This window comes from Streptomyces sp. NBC_00377, assembly GCF_036075115.1.
Taxonomy (GTDB): domain Bacteria; phylum Actinomycetota; class Actinomycetes; order Streptomycetales; family Streptomycetaceae; genus Streptomyces.
Map to the genome: position 1 here is coordinate 220,080 of NZ_CP107958.1, position 16,942 is coordinate 237,021.

At 68.8% G+C, this 16,942-nt stretch carries 14 protein-coding genes and 1 pseudogene; 12 read left to right on the forward strand and 3 right to left on the reverse strand.

Features of this window, described 5'->3' with window-relative positions; all coding sequences use genetic code 11:
- The first annotated feature begins 678 nt into the window (after positions 1–678).
- The 3 genes and pseudogenes from OHS71_RS01110 to OHS71_RS01120 all read left to right on the forward strand — a co-directional run.
- Positions 679–1,692 (forward strand): ArsR/SmtB family transcription factor, encoded by a 1,014-nt coding sequence (locus OHS71_RS01110; RefSeq protein WP_328475832.1) that lies wholly within the window; start codon positions 679–681, stop codon positions 1,690–1,692.
- Positions 1,693–2,047: 355 nt separating this feature from the next.
- Positions 2,048–3,061 carry an NAD(P)H-dependent glycerol-3-phosphate dehydrogenase gene (locus tag OHS71_RS01115; RefSeq protein ID WP_328475834.1) on the forward strand — a complete coding sequence of 338 codons (1,014 nt, stop codon included), beginning with the start codon at positions 2,048–2,050 and terminating at the stop codon, positions 3,059–3,061.
- A gap of 376 nt (positions 3,062–3,437) precedes the next feature.
- Positions 3,438–3,773 (forward strand): annotated as a pseudogene (locus OHS71_RS01120) (IS5/IS1182 family transposase); the annotation flags it as partial.
- A 178-nt stretch (positions 3,774–3,951) separates the two neighbouring features.
- Here OHS71_RS01120 and OHS71_RS01125 read toward each other — a convergent pair.
- Positions 3,952–4,833, reverse strand: a complete 882-nt coding sequence (locus OHS71_RS01125; protein WP_328475836.1) for an endonuclease/exonuclease/phosphatase family protein — start codon at positions 4,831–4,833, stop codon at positions 3,952–3,954.
- A gap of 85 nt (positions 4,834–4,918) precedes the next feature.
- Between OHS71_RS01125 and ku the strand changes: the two genes are divergently transcribed.
- The 9 genes from ku (at position 4,919) to OHS71_RS01170 (ending at position 15,743) form a co-directional block, all read left to right on the forward strand.
- A complete protein-coding gene (ku, locus tag OHS71_RS01130) occupies positions 4,919–5,656 on the forward strand; it encodes a non-homologous end joining protein Ku (RefSeq protein ID WP_328475838.1) in 738 nt (245 codons plus the stop codon).
- A gap of 97 nt (positions 5,657–5,753) precedes the next feature.
- The gene (locus OHS71_RS01135; protein ID WP_328475841.1) at positions 5,754–6,053 is read left to right on the forward strand and encodes an STAS domain-containing protein; all 300 of its coding nucleotides are present in this window, start codon (positions 5,754–5,756) and stop codon (positions 6,051–6,053) included.
- Between the two features lie 333 nt (positions 6,054–6,386).
- Entirely contained in the window at positions 6,387–7,445 is a 1,059-nt protein-coding gene (locus OHS71_RS01140; RefSeq protein WP_328475843.1) for a tyrosine-type recombinase/integrase, read from the forward strand.
- Positions 7,442–9,727 (forward strand): tyrosine-type recombinase/integrase, encoded by a 2,286-nt coding sequence (locus tag OHS71_RS01145; RefSeq protein ID WP_328475845.1) that lies wholly within the window; start codon positions 7,442–7,444, stop codon positions 9,725–9,727. The genes OHS71_RS01140 and OHS71_RS01145 overlap by 4 nt, the downstream gene beginning before the upstream one ends.
- A 200-nt stretch (positions 9,728–9,927) precedes the next feature.
- Positions 9,928–10,737 carry an ABC transporter ATP-binding protein gene (locus tag OHS71_RS01150; protein WP_328475847.1) on the forward strand — a complete coding sequence of 270 codons (810 nt, stop codon included), beginning with the start codon at positions 9,928–9,930 and terminating at the stop codon, positions 10,735–10,737.
- Entirely contained in the window at positions 10,734–11,495 is a 762-nt protein-coding gene (locus OHS71_RS01155) for an ABC transporter permease (RefSeq protein WP_328475849.1), read from the forward strand. The genes OHS71_RS01150 and OHS71_RS01155 overlap by 4 nt, the downstream gene beginning before the upstream one ends.
- Before the next feature lie 15 nt (positions 11,496–11,510).
- On the forward strand, positions 11,511–12,293 hold the full coding sequence (locus OHS71_RS01160) for a MerR family transcriptional regulator (protein ID WP_328475851.1): 783 nt from the start codon (positions 11,511–11,513) through the stop codon (positions 12,291–12,293).
- A 141-nt stretch (positions 12,294–12,434) separates the two neighbouring features.
- Positions 12,435–12,773 carry a DUF6233 domain-containing protein gene (locus OHS71_RS01165; RefSeq protein ID WP_328484362.1) on the forward strand — a complete coding sequence of 113 codons (339 nt, stop codon included), beginning with the start codon at positions 12,435–12,437 and terminating at the stop codon, positions 12,771–12,773.
- A 489-nt stretch (positions 12,774–13,262) separates the two neighbouring features.
- A complete protein-coding gene (locus OHS71_RS01170) occupies positions 13,263–15,743 on the forward strand; it encodes a SpoIIE family protein phosphatase (protein ID WP_328475853.1) in 2,481 nt (826 codons plus the stop codon).
- 125 nt (positions 15,744–15,868) lie between these two features.
- Here the strand turns inward: OHS71_RS01170 and OHS71_RS01175 are convergent, their stop codons facing one another.
- A complete protein-coding gene (locus OHS71_RS01175) occupies positions 15,869–16,504 on the reverse strand; it encodes a lytic transglycosylase domain-containing protein (RefSeq protein ID WP_328475855.1) in 636 nt (211 codons plus the stop codon).
- Positions 16,505–16,520: 16 nt separating this feature from the next.
- Positions 16,521–16,823 (reverse strand): STAS domain-containing protein, encoded by a 303-nt coding sequence (locus OHS71_RS01180; protein WP_328475857.1) that lies wholly within the window; start codon positions 16,821–16,823, stop codon positions 16,521–16,523.
- Between the last annotated feature and the right edge of the window lie 119 nt (positions 16,824–16,942).

Consider the following 16,942-nt stretch of genomic DNA (forward strand, 5'->3'; position numbering starts at 1 on the left):
AACCGATGTGATGAACAACGCCCTGCCATGCACAAACGTGACGGATGTGCAGCCGATCGAACAAAAGAGGGCCGCCGATCAATAACTCCTCGGTTTGGCTGGGCTGTTGGTCCGAAGGATGAGGGTGCGGCGGAGGGGCTTGAGGCTGTGCTGGCGGACGTGTTCGCTTTGCTGTTGCCGCGCTGCCGGGCGACCCGCAGGTGGAGCACGGTGGCCAGGACCTGTTCGGGGAACGCCAGCCTGGGCGGACGGCCCCGCCGGGCATCACCGTCAGGGGCCAAAGTCTTGGTGAGGTCGTCCGTGGCCAGGGCGCCCGCGCTGCCCAGCATGGCCAGGGACCGCCCGATGCCCCTGCTGTCGCCCCCACGGTCCGTCCGGTTCTGCTTGGTTCTTGCTCCGCGAATCATCATGTGTTGGATCGCCTTCCTCGCCTAGCCGATGTCCCTCTTGCCCCTGACTGTGGCCTCGCAAGTGAACGGGGAGGTCCCCATCGACGGGACGCCGACAGGTCATCGATTCCTCGGCGTTCCGCCGCACGGCACAGTCATCTGACCGGGGTCTTGTTGCCCGCTCGATGAAGCCTGGCCCACCCGCGCAAGACAGGCCATCATGTTTCAACCTGGCCTGAATCACGGTCTGCTGGGACAATCGCGGGCGATCGCCAGGCATGGCTGGAGCATGGGGGAAGCAGTGGTCTACCGGATCCATTTCACCGCCGAGGATCTGGCACGGACCCGGGTGGCCGAGTCCCCGAGGCCGATGCTGGAACTGACCAATGCGGTACGGGTCCTGCAGGACCGGAATCAGCCGGTGCGGTACGACGTATGGCGACAGCGGTCCATGGCCCAGTTACCGCCGGAGGCGCGCCTGGCCCTCGATCTGATCCCGTTGCGCGGATGGACACCGGACTTCCTGGCCCGCGTGCAACCGGGCAGCCCACAGGACCTGCTGGAACAGATCCGTTCGACCTCACCGAGAGAGATCCGTCAGACCCTGGCAGCCCTCGCGGAACACCAGCCGCTGCCCTCCTGGAGCCGGCGGCTGGACGATGACCCACTCATGCTGCAACAGCTGGCCGACAGCATGCAGGTCCTCCACACGACAGTCATGGCGCCGTACTGGCCCCACGTGGTGACCAGCCTTGCCGCCGACCGTGCCGTCCGGGTACGCGAACTGCTCCACGGTGGCGTCGAGCGCCTGCTGACCGGGCTGTACCCGCGACGCATCCGGTGGACAGCGCCGACGCTGGAAGTCGCCATGGCCTCCGGCATGCAAGGCGACCTGCGGCTGGAGGGTCAGGGGCTGCTGCTGGTGCCCTCACTGTTCGGGTCTGAATCACCGGTCATCGACCCCGATGCCGAGCCCCAGCCCTTCCTGACCTACCCCGCCAACTCCGGTACTGCCCTCACCCCCCTGACCCCCGTCTCCGCGGAATCCGCGGCCGCAAGCGCCCCCGAGGCTCTGACCGCGCTGTTGGGCCGGACCCGCGCCGCAGTCCTCCATGCCATCGCCACCCATCCCGGATGCAACACGGCCGAACTCGCCGGCGTTCTCGGCATCGGCGCCTCAGGCGCCAGCCAACACGCCACCGTCCTACGACAGGCCGGACTGGTCACCACCCTCCGGCACCGCAACAGCGCGGTGCACACCCCCACCAGCACCGGGCTCAGCCTCCTCATGCTGCACAGCTGAAGGCCGCCGTCAGCCAACCAAGGGGTTGGGTTTGCGGGGTGCACACTACGAGGGTTCGGCCCTTGAGGCCGGACTCGTTCAAAGTCCAGCCGTCCAATGAGTTCCGGGACACCTCCGCTCCCGCCAGCACACAAACCTGCTGACCAGTGGACCGCCCTGCATCCGGGCCAGGACAGCAACAGCTCGTACCACGCCGCGCAGATCGCTCCTCCGCGTCGACAGGACGGCGTTCAACCGGCCCACGCAACGCGCCTCGGAACTGCATCATCGGTGCCCTGAGGCATGACCCGGCCAGACCGGGTGTGATCGATACGATGGCCGAGCCCGGCCCTCGCCCCAACGAGAGGAACCCGCGTTGAGCCAGTGCTGTTCGGCCCGTGCTGCGGTGTTCTCGGCCGGGTCCTGGGGCACCGCAGCAGCAAAGATCCTGGCCGACGCCGGCACAGGCGTGGTCCTGCACGCCCGCCGTAGTGAAATCGCCGAGGCGATCAACACCCACCACCACAACCCCGGCTACTTCCCGGACGTCGAGCTGCCCGCAGGCCTGACCGCGACGACCGACCCGGCTGCCGCGCTGGACGGCGCGGACTTCATGGTGCTGTCCATCCCGGCGCAGAGTCTGCGGGCGAACCTCGCCGCGTGGGCGCCGCACATCGGGCCCGCAACGGTGATCGTGTCGCTGATGAAAGGCATCGAGCAGGACAGCCACCTGCGGGCAAGCCAGATCATCACCGAGGTGGCCGGCGTCCGTACGCAGCGGGTCGCGGTGCTTTCGGGGCCGAACCTGGCGCGCGAGATCATGGAAGGCCAGCCCGCCGCGGCCACTGTCGCCTGCACAGACGAAAACGCCGCCCACCGCTTCCAGCAGGCGTGCCACACCTCATACTTCCGCCCTTACACCAGCACTGACGTGACAGGCTGCGAGCTGGGCGGCGCGGTGAAGAACGTCATCGCCCTCGCGGTCGGTATCGCCTCGGGCATGGGACTGGGGGACAACGCCACGGCCATGCTCATCACCCGCGGCCTGGCCGAGACCACCCGGCTGGGGACAGCTATGGGCGCCCACCCAGCCACCCTCGCCGGCCTGTCCGGCCTGGGCGACCTGGTGGCCACCTGCTCGTCCCCGCTCTCGCGCAACCGCACCTTCGGCACGCACCTCGGCCGGGGCCTGAGCGTCGAAGAAGCAACCGCCCTCACCCGCCAGACCACCGAAGGCGTCAAATCCGCGCAAGCGATCCTCGCCCTCGCCCAGGCCCACGACGTCGAAATGCCCATCACGGAAGTGATCTCCGACCTCCTGCACGCGAAGGTCACCCTCAACAGGGCCGCGGCCGCGCTGATGCAGCGGCCCCCCAAGCCCGAGCGCTGACACCCGCAGCCCCACGACACGGGGCTGCGGTTCGACGACGCGCCAGGCGCTATCCGAACCGGTCAAGGTGATGCGGTCTACGGCCTGTTGCTCGCGCTGTCCGCGTATCGGCCATTTCCGGCCCGGCGCCGAGCCAAGCCACTCCAGGGATCCCTCGCCCCCGAAGTTCCCTCACCCAGGAAATAGCGGGCTCCCCAGCACGACCGAACGACGTGTATTCGATATCGCGGCCGGGTCGTTGGACCTCACGACTCCGACACAGCGACCGTCCCAGGGGGAACGATGACCTCGGCCGGACGCCGGATAGCCTGCCCGGACACGACACGGACGTACCGCAGAGTGCGGGCGTACGGACGTGCTGAAGTGCGGCAGCGGCAACGGCCTCGGGCCGCTGCCCGACGACACTACGGCGCACCTCGACGCCTGCTACGACTCGGACAAGATCCGCGCCGAGCTCACCGCCCGCGACCTGCGCGGTCGCATCGCGCACAAGGGCGAGAAGGCGCCGATCCAGGCAAGCCGGCCGTGGCATGTCGAGCGCACACAGGCCTGGCAGAACGCGTTCTGCCGCCTTGCCCGCTGCTACGAACGCCGCAGTACCGTCATCAACGCCCTCTTCGACCTCGCAGCGACGATCATCACCGTCCGTAGCCTGATCCGACGAGCCTGGATCACCCACCGCTGGGACCACCGGCCCAAGCGACGCCCATGAACACCCGCCTGTCTGCGCGAGGACTCTGCTGGAGCACAAGCCGCTCCTGACCGACACTGCGCTCCTCGATCGCGGCCTGCAACCGCGCGGCCGGGCTGAAGTGGCCGCTCCCCACTACCGTCCATGAACACGCACCCCGTGTCCGCGTTCTGCGGGAGCGGCACCCGGACTGGCCAGATCACACGGCCAGCTCGGTCACGAGCGGCCTGTGGTCCGAGAACGGCATGGACGGTGTACTCGTACCGCGCACCGCATCCCGGGGAATCCCGCCCGTCAGAATTCGGTCGAACCGCACTCGCGGACGATGGGACGGATAGGTGGGCTCGCCCCCCAGGTCCCTCCAGGCGCTGTAGCCGTCCCGCCCGCAGCGGGACAGACGGTCCATCCGTGCGGTCCCGGCGAGCACCAGCCGGGGCAGCGGTCCCACCATGTTGAGGTCACCCGCCACGATGTGCGGTCCCGGCAGGCCAGACACCCAGCGGCGGATCCCCGCGAGCTGGACCGCGTTCCAGCCGGGAACAAAGGACAGGTGCACCGCCACCACCGTGAACAGGCCGTATTTCCCCTCCACCACAGCGGCCAGCGCAGCGCGCGGCCGATCCCTTGCCCAGCTCAGACCGGGCCGCCCCGCCACACGCAGCGGCATCCGCACGCTCACCGGCGCCAGCTGCCGCGCATACCATCCGCGTATCGGGAGCCGGGAGAGCAAGGCAAGACCGTGCGAGGAGCGGCCGGCCCGGGCCGAATCTTCCCCCGGGCCATACACGCGGAGACCAGCTGCTTCGGGGTCGAGTGCCCACCCCCGGCCTGGTACCGGGACGCCGTGCAGTGCTGACGCATACCGCCAGTCGCCCGCGCCCATGCCCCCCGCCGCAGCGGCGGCTTGATCTACGCGGCCAGAACGCTCCTGGAACCGATCGACTTCCTGTAGCACCAGGACATCGACGCCCAGAGACCCGACAGCGTCGGCGAGCAGTCCACGCTCGGAAGCACCAGGCCGAACCAGCCGACCAGACCCGACCGGCCGACCATGCAGGATATTGAACGTCGCGAGTCTCACCCGCCCGGAGTGTACAACGAGCCCACAGACCGGACTTGAGACCGACAACCCCGCATGCCTACTTGCGCAGCCTCTTAGTTCGGAGATGCCGAACGCGGAGATCGGCAAGGGCTACGAGTACGCCAGGGACCAGGTCGTCGCCATCAGCGACGAGGAACTACGCGACCTGCCGCTGCCGACAGCGAAGGCCTTCGAGATCGACGCCTTCATCGCGGCCGACGACATCGACCTGATCCGGATCGGCGAGGGCTACTACCTCTCCCCCGACGGCCAGGTCGCAACCAAGCCCTACAACCTGCTCCGCGAAGCGCTGGCCCGTTCGGCGAAGGCCATCGCCACATACGCGTGGTCCGGGCGTGAACGGCTCGGCATGCTCCGGGTCCGCGGCGACGCCATCGTCCAGCACGCCATGCACTGGCCCGACGAGATCCGCGACCCCACCGAGCTCCTCCCCGAGCCCGTGGACGTGTCCGAGGAGGAGATCAAGGACGCGCTCGCCCTGATGGAGTCGATGTCTCGCGACGACCTCGAGGGCGACGACTTCAAGGACACCTACACCGAGGCCTTGGAGAAGATCATCGAAGCCAAGCGGGAAGAGAAACCGCTCCCCGAGGCGCCCGAGCCGGAGAAGCCGCGACGGGTCCTCGACCTGATGGCCGCGCTCGAGGAGTCCGTGTCCAATGCGGCGAAGGCCTCCCGCGGCGAGAACGCCGACGTCCGCGAACTGCCGAAGCCGAGGAAGAAGACGGACGCGATGAAGACGACGGCGAAGAAGACCACGGCGAAGAAGGCAACCTCGAGGAAGCCACGCCGCAGTGCCTGAACCCCCCGGCCACATTTCCACGGCGTTCTTACCGCATCGCTGGCAGCGAGGGGCATGCTCTCGACATGAGCCACGACCCGACGGCCAAGGCACGACGGTGCAGTACGAGCGGGAGGCGGCGTGGGTCGTCGTCGCACACGGCGACTACGACACCACCAGCATCGCCCCGCTCGAGGAAGCACTCGACACCACCGCGCCCAAGCACTCCCGCGTGGTGATCGACGCCTCCGGCGTCTCCTTCGCCGACTCCACCTCCCTCAACCTGCTGCTGCGCATCCACCACCTGACCTCGCTACGCGTGGCAGGCCCACCCCGCCACCTACGGCGTCTCTTCGGGATCACCGGCGCCGACACCGTGCTCGACACCCGCGAGAACATCCAGAACGCCCTGACCTGACCCAACAGCACCCCGGCCCTCGGTATGCCTCCCAACGCACCCGCCTCCCGGCTCCTCCACGGGAGGCCACGCGGCTTGCTCCCCATACGCCCGGCCGCCCCCCGACCACGGCAGGTCAGATCCGCATTCCGACGTGGTCAGGGTGACTCGGTGACGCTGCCCCGATCGAACCGGCAAGCCCGTACACCTAGAATCAAATACGTGTTCGATGACCTGCCCGAGGACCTGCCCCGCCTGGAGACGCTAGAAGTTATGTGGAATCAGCCTGGGTGATCCTGTAGCCCGGCTTCATCCACGATCCTGGGGAACGGCTTGAGCAGTACATCGGTACTCATGGCCAAGTGGCCGGTGCTGGCACGAAACGATCACGCAGCTACCTGGCTGCAAGCCTGGGAAGACCTCGGGCGCGCGCCAGGGACTTTGGACGCCTACGCCCGGGGACTCGCGGAATACCTCGCGCTGTGTGAGCGAGAAGCGGTCGATCCGCTGTCTGCCGGCCGCGCGCACGTGGGTGTGTTCGTTCGCGAGCTGACGTCTCGGCCGCACCGGCGCGGGGCGAACGTCGTCTCGATCGAGTCGGGGGCCGGCCTGGCGAACGCGACGATCCAGCAACGCCTGGTACCGGTACGCCTGTTCTACGACTTCCTCATCGAGGAAGGCCTGCGCGAGTCGAACCCCGTGGGCCGCGGGCGGTACACGCCTGGCCGACGCGGGAGCCACCAGGAGCGAGGCTTGGTGCCGCGGTTCTCCAAGCTGCCCTGGCTCCCGACCGAGCGGCAGTGGCTTGACCTGCTGGAGGTGGCACGGCGTGAACCGGTGCGTAACCGGGTGATGCTGGCGCTCGCCTACGATGCGGCGCTGCGCCGGGAGGAGCTGTGCTCGCTGCGCACCGATGATCTGGATCCGGCGCACCGGACGCTGCGGGTGCGTGCGGAGACGACGAAGAACCGGCTGGCACGCGTGGTGCCGTACTCCGCGCCGACGAGCGTGCTGCTGGCCGACTACCTCGCGCACCGCGCGACGGTCAGCCGGGCCCGGGGGCCACTGTTCCTGTCGGAGTCTCGGCGCAACCATGGCCAGCCGCTGACTCTGTGGACCTGGTCGAAGGTGGTACGCCGTCTCGCCCTGGCGGCCGGCGTCGAGCGGTTCTCCACCCACACCACTCGCCATCTGTGCCTGACCGATCTGGCGCGGATGGGCTGGGAGTTGCACGCCATCGCCTCCTTCGCCGGGCACCGGCACATTGACACGACCCTGCAGTACATCCACCTCTCCGGCCGTGACCTCGCCGAGAAGCTGAAGAGCGGGATGGACCACATTCACGCCTGGCGGGTCCAGATGCTCGCTGGCCCGGACACGTCGCAGGCCGGGGCGGGAGGAGGCTCGCTATGACGGCTGCGTCCCTGCCCGAGGACTCCCCCGGGCGCTGGCACTCCCCGATCGACCTGCGTCACTACGACCGCTCACCTGCGCTGGCAGGAGCGGAGCAGCGTGCCATTCGCGAGCTGGGCTTGCGCAACCTGCGCCGACAGCGATATCACGACCCTGATGCCCCGCAGTGGGCTGACATCAGCCGTCTCACACGCCCTCTGCAGGACATCAACGCCAGTTTCGACGTGCCGCGCACTGAGTATGGACGGCGGGTCATGAACGACGCCGCCGCCGTGGTGCTATTGCGGTGCGCGGATGTCGGACGTGCGTACTGGGACTGGGACGGTGAGGAATGGCTGAGGTTCCTCGGCCACCATCACCGGGCGTTTCAAGAGCAGGTGCCCGACTGGACCGCGGGATCCGTGCGCCCGACTCTGTGCGGGTACGCCTACCACCTGGAACGCTTCACCGGTTTCCACCGGCTCGGACACTTCGACCGGCTGTCGCTCGCCTGCCGCGTCTTCGGCCGCCACCTCGTCGAAGCGGAGATCGGACAGGTCCGTACCGTGCTGACCGGCTGGGGCTACCAGTACGGCCAGGACCACGACAAGAACGTGCCCTCGGTGCTGAGCCAACTCTTCCTGCTCAACCGCAGCCCCCACAGCAGCGACCTCACCACCGCGTTCTTCGACCGAGTCCGGCGAGCGCATCTCCTGACCGACGAGAGCATGAAAGTCCTGTACGCGGTACAACGCGCCGTGGCAGCCCTCGGCTTCTGCGACCCGCCCCCCGCGACCTCCGGCTCTGACGTGGTCAGCCACGACGGAGTGCCCCCAGTCTGGGCCCAATGGGTGGAACGCTGGTACGCCACCGCGACGATGACCCACCGCGCCCGCCTGCACTACCGGGCCGCGCTGCTGAAGACCGGACGGTGGATCGCCGCGCACCAGCCGGAAGCCGCCGACCCCGCACTATGGACGCGGCAGACGTGCGCGGCCTGGATCGCAGCCGTCGACCGCATGAAGATCGGCGACCACGTCGTACGCACCAGCAGCTTCCGGGAACGTCTGGGCCAGCCGCTCCAGGCCGCCTCGAAGGCCGGCCTCATCCGCGCCGTGAGGGTCTTCTTCCGCGACATCCAGGACTGGCAGTGGGTGCGCCTCGGTTTCGATCCTCTCCGCGCGCTCTCCGTGCCCCGCACCATCAGCGCCCTGGTCGGCCCGAATCCACGCGTGATCGCCGACGACATCTGGGCCAAGCTGCTGTGGGCCGGACTCAACCTGGAATCCGCCGACCTTCCCCGTGGCAAAGCCGGTCCCATCTACCCCCTGGAACTCGTCCGAGCCGTCACGCTGACCTGGCTGTTCGCCGGGCAGCGCAGCAACGAGATCGCACGGCTGCGTCTCGGCTGCATCCGCTGGCAGCACAACGGCAATCCCGTCGCCGGCGACTCCGAACGCATCCTCGCGCGGGACGCTGTCTGCCTGCTGGACGTTCCCGCGCACAAGACCGGGACGGCGTTCACCAAACCGGTCGACCCGCTGCTCGGCCAGGCCATCAACGCCTGGGAAGCACTCCGCCCCCAGCAGCCGAAGCGGACCGACCAACGCACCGGAGAACAGGTCGACTTCCTCTTCGCCTACCGCGCCCGCGCCGTCTCCAGCGGCTACATCAACAGCAGCATCATCCCCATGCTCTGCCGCAAGGCCGGCGTCCCGGCCGCCGACGTCCGCGGCAACATCACCAGCCACCGCGCCCGCTCCACCATCGCCAGCCAGCTCTACAACGCCAAAGAACCCATGACCCTCTTCGAGCTGCAGGCCTGGCTCGGCCACCGCTCACCGGAATCCACCCAGCACTACGCGAAGATCAGCCCCAACACCCTGACCAAGGCATACGAGGACGCCGGGTACTTCGCCCGCAACGTGCGCACCATCGAAGTCCTCGTCGACCGCGACGCCGTCACCTCCGGCGCGGCAGCAGCCGGGGAACCGTGGCAGCACTACGACCTCGGGCACGGCTACTGCACGTACACATTCTTCGAGCAGTGCTCGCACCGCATGGCCTGCGCCCGCTGCGATTTCTACACCCCCAAAAGCTCCAGCAAAGCTCAGCTCTTGGAAGCGAAGGCCAACCTGCAGCACATGCGGGCCGCCATCCCACTGACCGACGAAGAACAAGCCGCCGTCGACGACGGTCAAGCCGCCCTCAGCCGGCTCCTGGAACGTCTCGCGGACGTCCCCACGCCATCCGGCGCCACCCCGCGCCAGCTCCTGCCAATTATTGAGCTGCCGCCATCTTGAAGAGGCAGATCAGAGACATGCCGTGGCCCTGCTGGGGACTCGCGCTGATCGACGGCGGCGGTCCGCCGTGCCGATCGTGCCAGCGATACGGACGGTGCTCAGAGAGCGGCTTGACCTTGACGCTGGGTCAACCCTCCATGCTTCCGGCAGGAGCTTCCTCGCAGTCGCCTGGAACGACTCCATGAAGGAGGCAGATGACCATGACGGCCCAATCAAGCGCCAGCCCGGTGATTCGCGTGCAGGGTCTGGAGAAGTCGTATGGGAAGCTCGAAGTGCTGCGTGGCGTGGACTTCGAGGTGGCGGGGGGCAGCATCTTCGCCCTGCTCGGCTCCAACGGGGCGGGCAAGACCACGACCGTGAGGATCCTCGCCACGCTCCTGAAACCCGACGCGGGGACAGCCAGCGTCCATGGCTTCGACGTCGACAAGCAACCGGCGAATGTGCGGGAGTCCATCAGTCTCACCGGGCAGTTCGCGGCCGTCGACGAGATCCTCAGCGGTCGGGAGAACCTCGTACTCGTCGCCAGACTGCGCCACCTCAAGGACCCGGGCGCGATCGCAGATGACCTGCTGAGGCGTTTCTCGCTGACCGACGCCGGCCCGCGGAAGGTGTCCACGTATTCGGGTGGGATGCGCCGCCGGCTGGACATCGCGATGAGCCTCATCGGAAATCCGTCCGTGATCTTCCTGGACGAGCCGACGGCCGGACTCGACCCCGAGGCGCGTATCGAAGTGTGGCATGCCGTCAAGGAGCTCGCCGAGTACGGCACGACGGTGCTGCTCACCACGCAGTATCTGGACGAGGCAGAGCAGCTCGCCGACCGGATTGCGATCCTGCACCAGGGTCGGATCATCGTGAACGGCACCCTTGCCGAGCTCAAGCAGCTCTTCCCGCCCGCCAAGGTCGAGTACGTCGAGAAGCAGCCGACTCTGGAGGAGATCTTCCTCGCCGTCATCGGCGGCGGCCACGAGAGCGGCGTCACTGGCGCGACAACGGGGGGACAGCGATGACCGCGTACTTCTTCAGCGACACTGCCGCGCTCACGGGGCGGACCCTGCGCCACGTCACACGCAGCATGGACACCATCATCACGACCGCCATCACGCCGGTCGCCATGATGCTGATGTTCGTCTACGTGTTCGGTGGCGCCATTGATACCGGGTCGGTTCCGTACGTGAACTACATGCTGCCCGGCATCCTGCTCATGACCATCGCCTCAGGCATCTCCTACACCGCCTACCGGCTGTTCACCGACGTGAAGAGCGGGATCTTCGAGCGATTCCAGTCCATGCCGATCGCACGCTCGGGCGTGCTGTGGGCGCATGTCCTCACCTCTCTGGTCGCCAACCTGATCGCGCTCGTGCTCGTCGTGAGCGTCGCGCTGCTGATGGGCTTCCGCTCGGGGGCAGGAGTTTCGGCGTGGCTCGCGGTCGCCGGCATCCTGCTCTTGTTCACCCTGGCGCTGACCTGGCTCGCCGTGATCCCCGGGCTCTCCGCGTCGTCGGTCGAGGGCGCTGGCGCTTTCGCCTACCCGCTCATCTTCCTGCCGTTCGTCAGCTCGGCGTTCGTGCCCACAAACACGATGCCCGGCCCGGTGCGCTGGTTCGCCGAGAATCAGCCCGTCACGTCGATCGTCAACACGATCCGTGCTCTGTTCACAGGGCAGCCGGTCGGCGACGACATCTGGACCGCCCTCGCCTGGTGCGTCGGCATCCTCGTCGTGGCGTACATCTTCGCGATGGCCGCCTATCGCCGGAAGATCGCTTGAGGCAGTCTGAGACCCATGCTCACCATTAGCCAACTTGCGGCCTACGCAGGGGTGACGGTGCGGGCGGTACGCCACTATCACAAGGTCGGGCTGCTGCCCGAGCCCGAGCGCGACCGGTCCGGATACCGAATCTACGACGCCGCCGCGGTCGTGCGACTGATCCGGATCCGCACCCTGGCCGATGCAGGCGTGCCGCTGGCCCGGGTGCAAGAACTCCTCGACGCCGGCCCAGAGGAGTTCGCCAGCGGCACCCAGGAGATCGACAAGGATCTGCGCGCCGAGATCCGGCGGCTGCGGGACACCCGCAGCCGGCTCGCCCGGCTGGCCGCCGGAGAGCACCTGGCGCTCCCGCAGAGCGTCGTGGGCTACCTCGACCGGCTGCGCGGTCTCGGCGTCGGGGAGCGGTACATCGAACTGGAACGGGATGCCTGGATCATGATCGCCGCGCAGGTGCCACACCTGATCGACTCCGTGATTGCCAAGAAACACCAGGAGCTGGACGACCCCGACATGGTCAGGCTCTACAGCTTCTTCACCGGGGAGCCCGACTGGCAGGCCGGCGATCCACGGATCATCGAGGTCGCCGACATCCTGGAGCGCCTGATGATTCGCGCAGTAGAAGCCGGCGAGACGGGTGCCGACGGCTTCGACGATCAGTTCGTCGCCCTGATGGACTCCACCATGCTTGAGTCCGCCCCGGGCGCCGAACTGGTGCTAGCGATTCTGAAGGAGCGCGGCTGGAGCGGCTGGACCCGCATCGAACGAGTACCTGCCGACAGACTCAACACGCACACCTGATGCCACCCAGCTGTGCTCATGCCCGCTCGGGTCGGCAGCCTGCCGCGCACATCCAGCAGTACGGTTTGACAAATTTGATTCCACAGAATACGGGTGTGGCACGCGCTGTGGCTGACCCGCATCGATGCGAAGATCACCGCCGTGCGACAGCGGCAGGCAGAAACCGAGCACGGCCGGCGCCACCGCCCCGAGCCGCCACAGTGGACAGTCGAGCTCGGCATCGGCACCGGGCGCCCGCCCGTGCAGATCCACGCTGGTGACTGCCACATGGCGGGCAAACGGCGCCGCCCGGTCGGCCGGGACGAAGCTCGGCGTCTCCTCGCCGGTGGCCTGCGGTCCTGCACCCACTGCCGTCCCGACACCCAGCTCGACATCATCGACTTACCCCGCGGCACCACCACCCCGGCCCTCAGTCCACTGCCGCAAGGACACCAGCACGATGAGCACTCCCCCGCTCCCACCGCCGGTCACAGACCCTGACCCGTCGACGTTCGTCTGCCTGGGCAGCCAGGTCGGCCCCTGCGCCGTCTGCCAGCGCAGGACACACAAGTACGGCCACGGCGGCAGCCCCCTCTGCCAGTGGTGCATGGCACCAGTCCTCAAAGGCTGGGGGCCGACCACCCGATTCACCAGCACTCGCACCTGACGGTCCGCATGCCGGGCGCCGCATGCCGGGCCGTTCCGGAGTACACCGCCACGGCCGTCCGGTGGAAGAGATCTCCGGTGACGTGGCATCTGCCCCAGCCCATGCTGACCGCCCCGGCCTGCCGCCGGGCTGGGCCGCGGAGCCGAGGTGGGACGGCTACCGCGCACGACTCGCCCGCTACGGCGACGGCCGCGAGGACCAGCGGCCTCGGCGGTCCCGAACGCACCGGTCGGGACGCCTCGCGGCGGCAGCCGCTCTAGGCTGGAGGAGGCCGCCGGAGACCATCCCCGGCGGACACCGCCGTCCGGACGGAGGTGTGACGCGTGACGACCGCCGACGATCAGGACGCCCCGACCGCCGTCGTCGTGGTCGACCCGGACGGCCGGGTCAGCGGCTGGAGCGAGGGAGGGTGTCAGCTGCTCGGCTGGACGGCGGAGGACACCGTCGGACGGCCGGTGACCGACCTGCTGGCCGGGCCTGTGCCGCCCGGATTCCCCGGGAGCCACGACGCGGACGACCTCTCCGGGGCCGTCGCCCTGCGTCACCGGGACGGTCACACGGTGGACTCCGTGATCACGGCACAGCCGTTGCGCGGCCTCCAGGGGCGCGCGCAGGGCCAGGTGGTCACCGTCCAGCGCTGGGATCGCCGGCCCGTCATCGCGGACCGGGCCTTCGAGCAGTGCCCCTTCGCGCTGGGCGTCTACGACCCCGAGCTGCGGTTCCTGTGGATCAACGCCTCCTCGGGGCGGGTGATCGCACACTCCGAGGAGCAGGTGCTCGGCAGGAAGTACCGCGAGGTGCTGCCCGAGTTCGACCGCTCGCTGTTTCCCGAACGGGACGACAAGCCCTACACAGACAAGCTCGCCGAGGTGGCGAGGACGGGCGAACCCGCGCGCCTGATCACCGTCTTCCGCCCCCTCGGCAGCAACTACGCCAATGCCTGGGCGACCAGCATCTGGCCCGTCCGGGATGCCGAGGGCAACGTGCGCGCGGTCGCCAACTGGGGCTTTGACATGAGCGCCGAGTACTGGGCCCGGCAGCGCCTGCTCATCCTCAACGAGGCCACCACCGGCATCGGGCGCACCCTCGACGTCATAGGCACCGCCCAGGAGCTGGCCACGACCTCCGTACCGGGGTTCACCGACCTGGTCACCGTGGATCTCTTCGACGAGGTGCTGCGCGGGGAGGAACCACCCTCCCCACCGACGATCAGCCGCGACGAACCCCTCACGCTCAGCCGTGCCGCCCGGCACGGCTCCGCGGACGACGCCGATCGATCGGCCGGGCCAGCGGTGCCGGTCACGCATGCGGCTCATTCCGTGGCCGCCGCCTGCGTGGCCACCGGAAGGTCCACCGCGGAACTCGCCGCCGATCCCGGCGTCGGCGGTGAATGGGCCTTCGGTCCCGGGCTCGCCGCAGACCCGGCCCACTGGCCGCCTGGCAACCCCGTGATCGACAAAGGCATCACGGCGGAAGGACTGACCGGCCGCATCACCGTGCCGCTCCGGGCCCGCGGCGCGCTGCTAGGCGTCGTCACCTTCTCCCGGCTTGACCGGCCCGAGGCCTTCACCGCCGACGACCTGATCCTCGCCGAACAACTCACCGCCAAGGCGGCCGTCGCCATCGACAACGCCCGCCGGTACGTGCACCAGAGCACCACCGCGCTGACCCTGCAACGCAGTCTGCTTCCACAGCGGTTGCCCAGCCAGGAAGCGGTCGAGGTGGCCTCACGCTACCTGCCCGCGGGGATCGACGCGGAGGTGGGCGGCGACTGGTACGACGTCATCTCCCTGTCCGGCGCACGGGTCGCGCTGATCATCGGCGATGTCGTCGGCCACGGCCTGCACGCCTCGGCCAGCATGGGCCGGCTGCGCACGGCGGTACGCACGCTCGCCGACGTCGACCTTCCACCGGACGAGCTGCTGACCCATCTCGACGACCTGGTCCTCCACTTCGCCAGCGACCTCCAGCCCACCAGTCACTTCCAGACGACCGCCGAAACCGGGGCGACCTGCCTGTACACCGTCTACGACCCGGTCTCCCGCCGTCTGACGCTGGCGAGCGCCGGTCACCCGCTCCCGCTGGTCATCGCTCCGGACGGCACCAGGATCCCGGTGTCCGCACAGCCGGGGCCGCCGCTCGGGATCGGTGGTCTGCCGTTCGAGGCGACCGAGTTCGAGCTGCCCGAGGGCAGCCTGCTGGCCCTCTACACCGATGGGCTGGTGGAGAACCGCGAGCGAGACGTCGACCAGGGGATCGCCGAACTGCTGGGCTTCCTGGACCACAGGGCTCCCTCACTGGATGCCCTGTGCGACACGGTGATGGAGGCCCTGCTGCCCGAACACCGCACGGACGACGCCGCGGTCCTGCTCGCGCGCACCCGTGCACTGGATCCCCAGCACGTCGCCGACCGGGACGTCGAGCCGGACGTCGCGGAGGTGTCGCGCGCCCGGCAGTTCGCCGTCGACCAGGTGGAGGCCTGGGGGCTGGAGGAGACGACGTTCGTCACCGAACTGGTCGTCAGCGAACTGGTCACCAACGCCATCAGGTACGGCGAGCCCCCCATCAGGCTCCGGCTGATTCGCGACACCGCCCTGATCTGCGAGGTCTCGGACTCCAGCAACACCGCACCGCACCTGCGCCGGGCGCGTGCCTTCGACGAGGGCGGCCGGGGGCTGTTGCTGGTCGCCCAGCTCACCCAGGGGTGGGGCACCCGGCACACTCCTCACGGCAAGACCATCTGGTGCGCGCAGTCCCTCGCACACACCTCCGGCGAGACTCCGCCGCCCCCTCCGGCTGAGTGATGTGCGTGGTGGCCAGGACCGGTAGGACGACCTCGACCCGGCGCCATCGATCGAATGTCCACGTGCGACAACGCAACGGGGCGCCCCGAAAGCGGATCATGCGGATCACGTATCGGCGCCGGACTTCAGTCATCCCGCTGGTCGGCCTGCGCGCCGCGGTCGACGAGACGATGATCCGGGTCAACGCATCCGGGATGAGCCGTCGGGGAGATGGCAGCACACGCCTGGACTCGCACGCAGCCTGCCAGGGCTTCGGCGGCGCGCCGCCGACCGGCGCGGAAACGGCGCAGATAGGACCACGCCATGGGGCCCGGGGGTACGCCGCGGGCGAAGGCGCGCATGTTGCGTTCGCCCGCGTTGTACCCCAGGGCGAGGAGTTCCTCGCGGGTGTACCGGCGCACATGGCACGCCGGAAGCCTGCCGTCGAGGTCCTTCAGGTGCAGCGCCGCCACGCGGATGGCGAAGGCGGGGTCGTCCCGCAGATCCTGCCAGCGCCCGGACAGACCGTGTACCCGTCGTACCTGCTCGAAGGCCGCCCGGTGCATGTTGGCCACCCCGAAGGACGCCTCCGGCTTCCACCACTGCCACAACCGCTCCAGCAGCGGATGGTGGGGCTTGTACGCCTCGTTGTACAGGACGCCCATCACCAGTCGCGGAGAGACACCGGCCTGCTCGGCACTACGCACCACCGCGCCGGCGTAGTCGGCCGGATCGTAGCCACCGGGCCGCAGCGGCGGCACCCGGACGCTGTCACTGTCCATGCACCTGCACGTGCCCTCAAGATCCCGCCGCAATCCCGCCCGGCGCCCATCCGCCCGGCCCGCGAAGAGCGCGCCCGCCCGGGGCGTCGGAGTGGTCGCGGCCGAGGAGGTACTCCAGCACGTTGGTCATCTGGAGCATCCGCTCAAGCACCTCCGGGCGGCTGTCCAGGTGGAAGTCGGCCCCGAGCGCGCGGGCCCGCCGGTGGATCATCAGCAGGGCGGACAGCCCCGAGGAGTCGATCCACGTCAGGTCACTGAAGCCGAGACGCACGGCCCGCGCAGACAGGAACCGTGTACTCGCTCCGACCAACTCCCACATCCCGGGCAGGCCATCCGCCTGGCGGTCGTCCGGGCCTTGACCCGGACGACCGCGTCCGTCACGTCGACGGACTCCACGAACACGCCCCCCAGCAGCAAGACCAGCATTTCGAAGACCTC

Excerpts from the sequence above, each read along its gene's own strand:
- OHS71_RS01150 (WP_328475847.1), top strand. The coding sequence starts at position 9,928 with ATGACGGCCCAATCAAGCGCCAGCCCGGTGATTCGCGTGCAGGGTCTG.
- OHS71_RS01140 (WP_328475843.1), top strand. The coding sequence starts at position 6,387 with ATGGCCAAGTGGCCGGTGCTGGCACGAAACGATCACGCAGCTACCTGG.
- OHS71_RS01110 (WP_328475832.1), top strand. The coding sequence starts at position 679 with ATGGGGGAAGCAGTGGTCTACCGGATCCATTTCACCGCCGAGGATCTG.
- OHS71_RS01155 (WP_328475849.1), top strand. The coding sequence starts at position 10,734 with ATGACCGCGTACTTCTTCAGCGACACTGCCGCGCTCACGGGGCGGACC.
- OHS71_RS01175 (WP_328475855.1), bottom strand. The coding sequence starts at position 16,504 with ATGGACAGTGACAGCGTCCGGGTGCCGCCGCTGCGGCCCGGTGGCTAC.
- OHS71_RS01160 (WP_328475851.1), top strand. The coding sequence starts at position 11,511 with ATGCTCACCATTAGCCAACTTGCGGCCTACGCAGGGGTGACGGTGCGG.
- OHS71_RS01145 (WP_328475845.1), top strand. The coding sequence starts at position 7,442 with ATGACGGCTGCGTCCCTGCCCGAGGACTCCCCCGGGCGCTGGCACTCC.
- ku (WP_328475838.1), top strand. The coding sequence starts at position 4,919 with ATGCCGAACGCGGAGATCGGCAAGGGCTACGAGTACGCCAGGGACCAG.
- OHS71_RS01180 (WP_328475857.1), bottom strand. The coding sequence starts at position 16,823 with ATGTGGGAGTTGGTCGGAGCGAGTACACGGTTCCTGTCTGCGCGGGCC.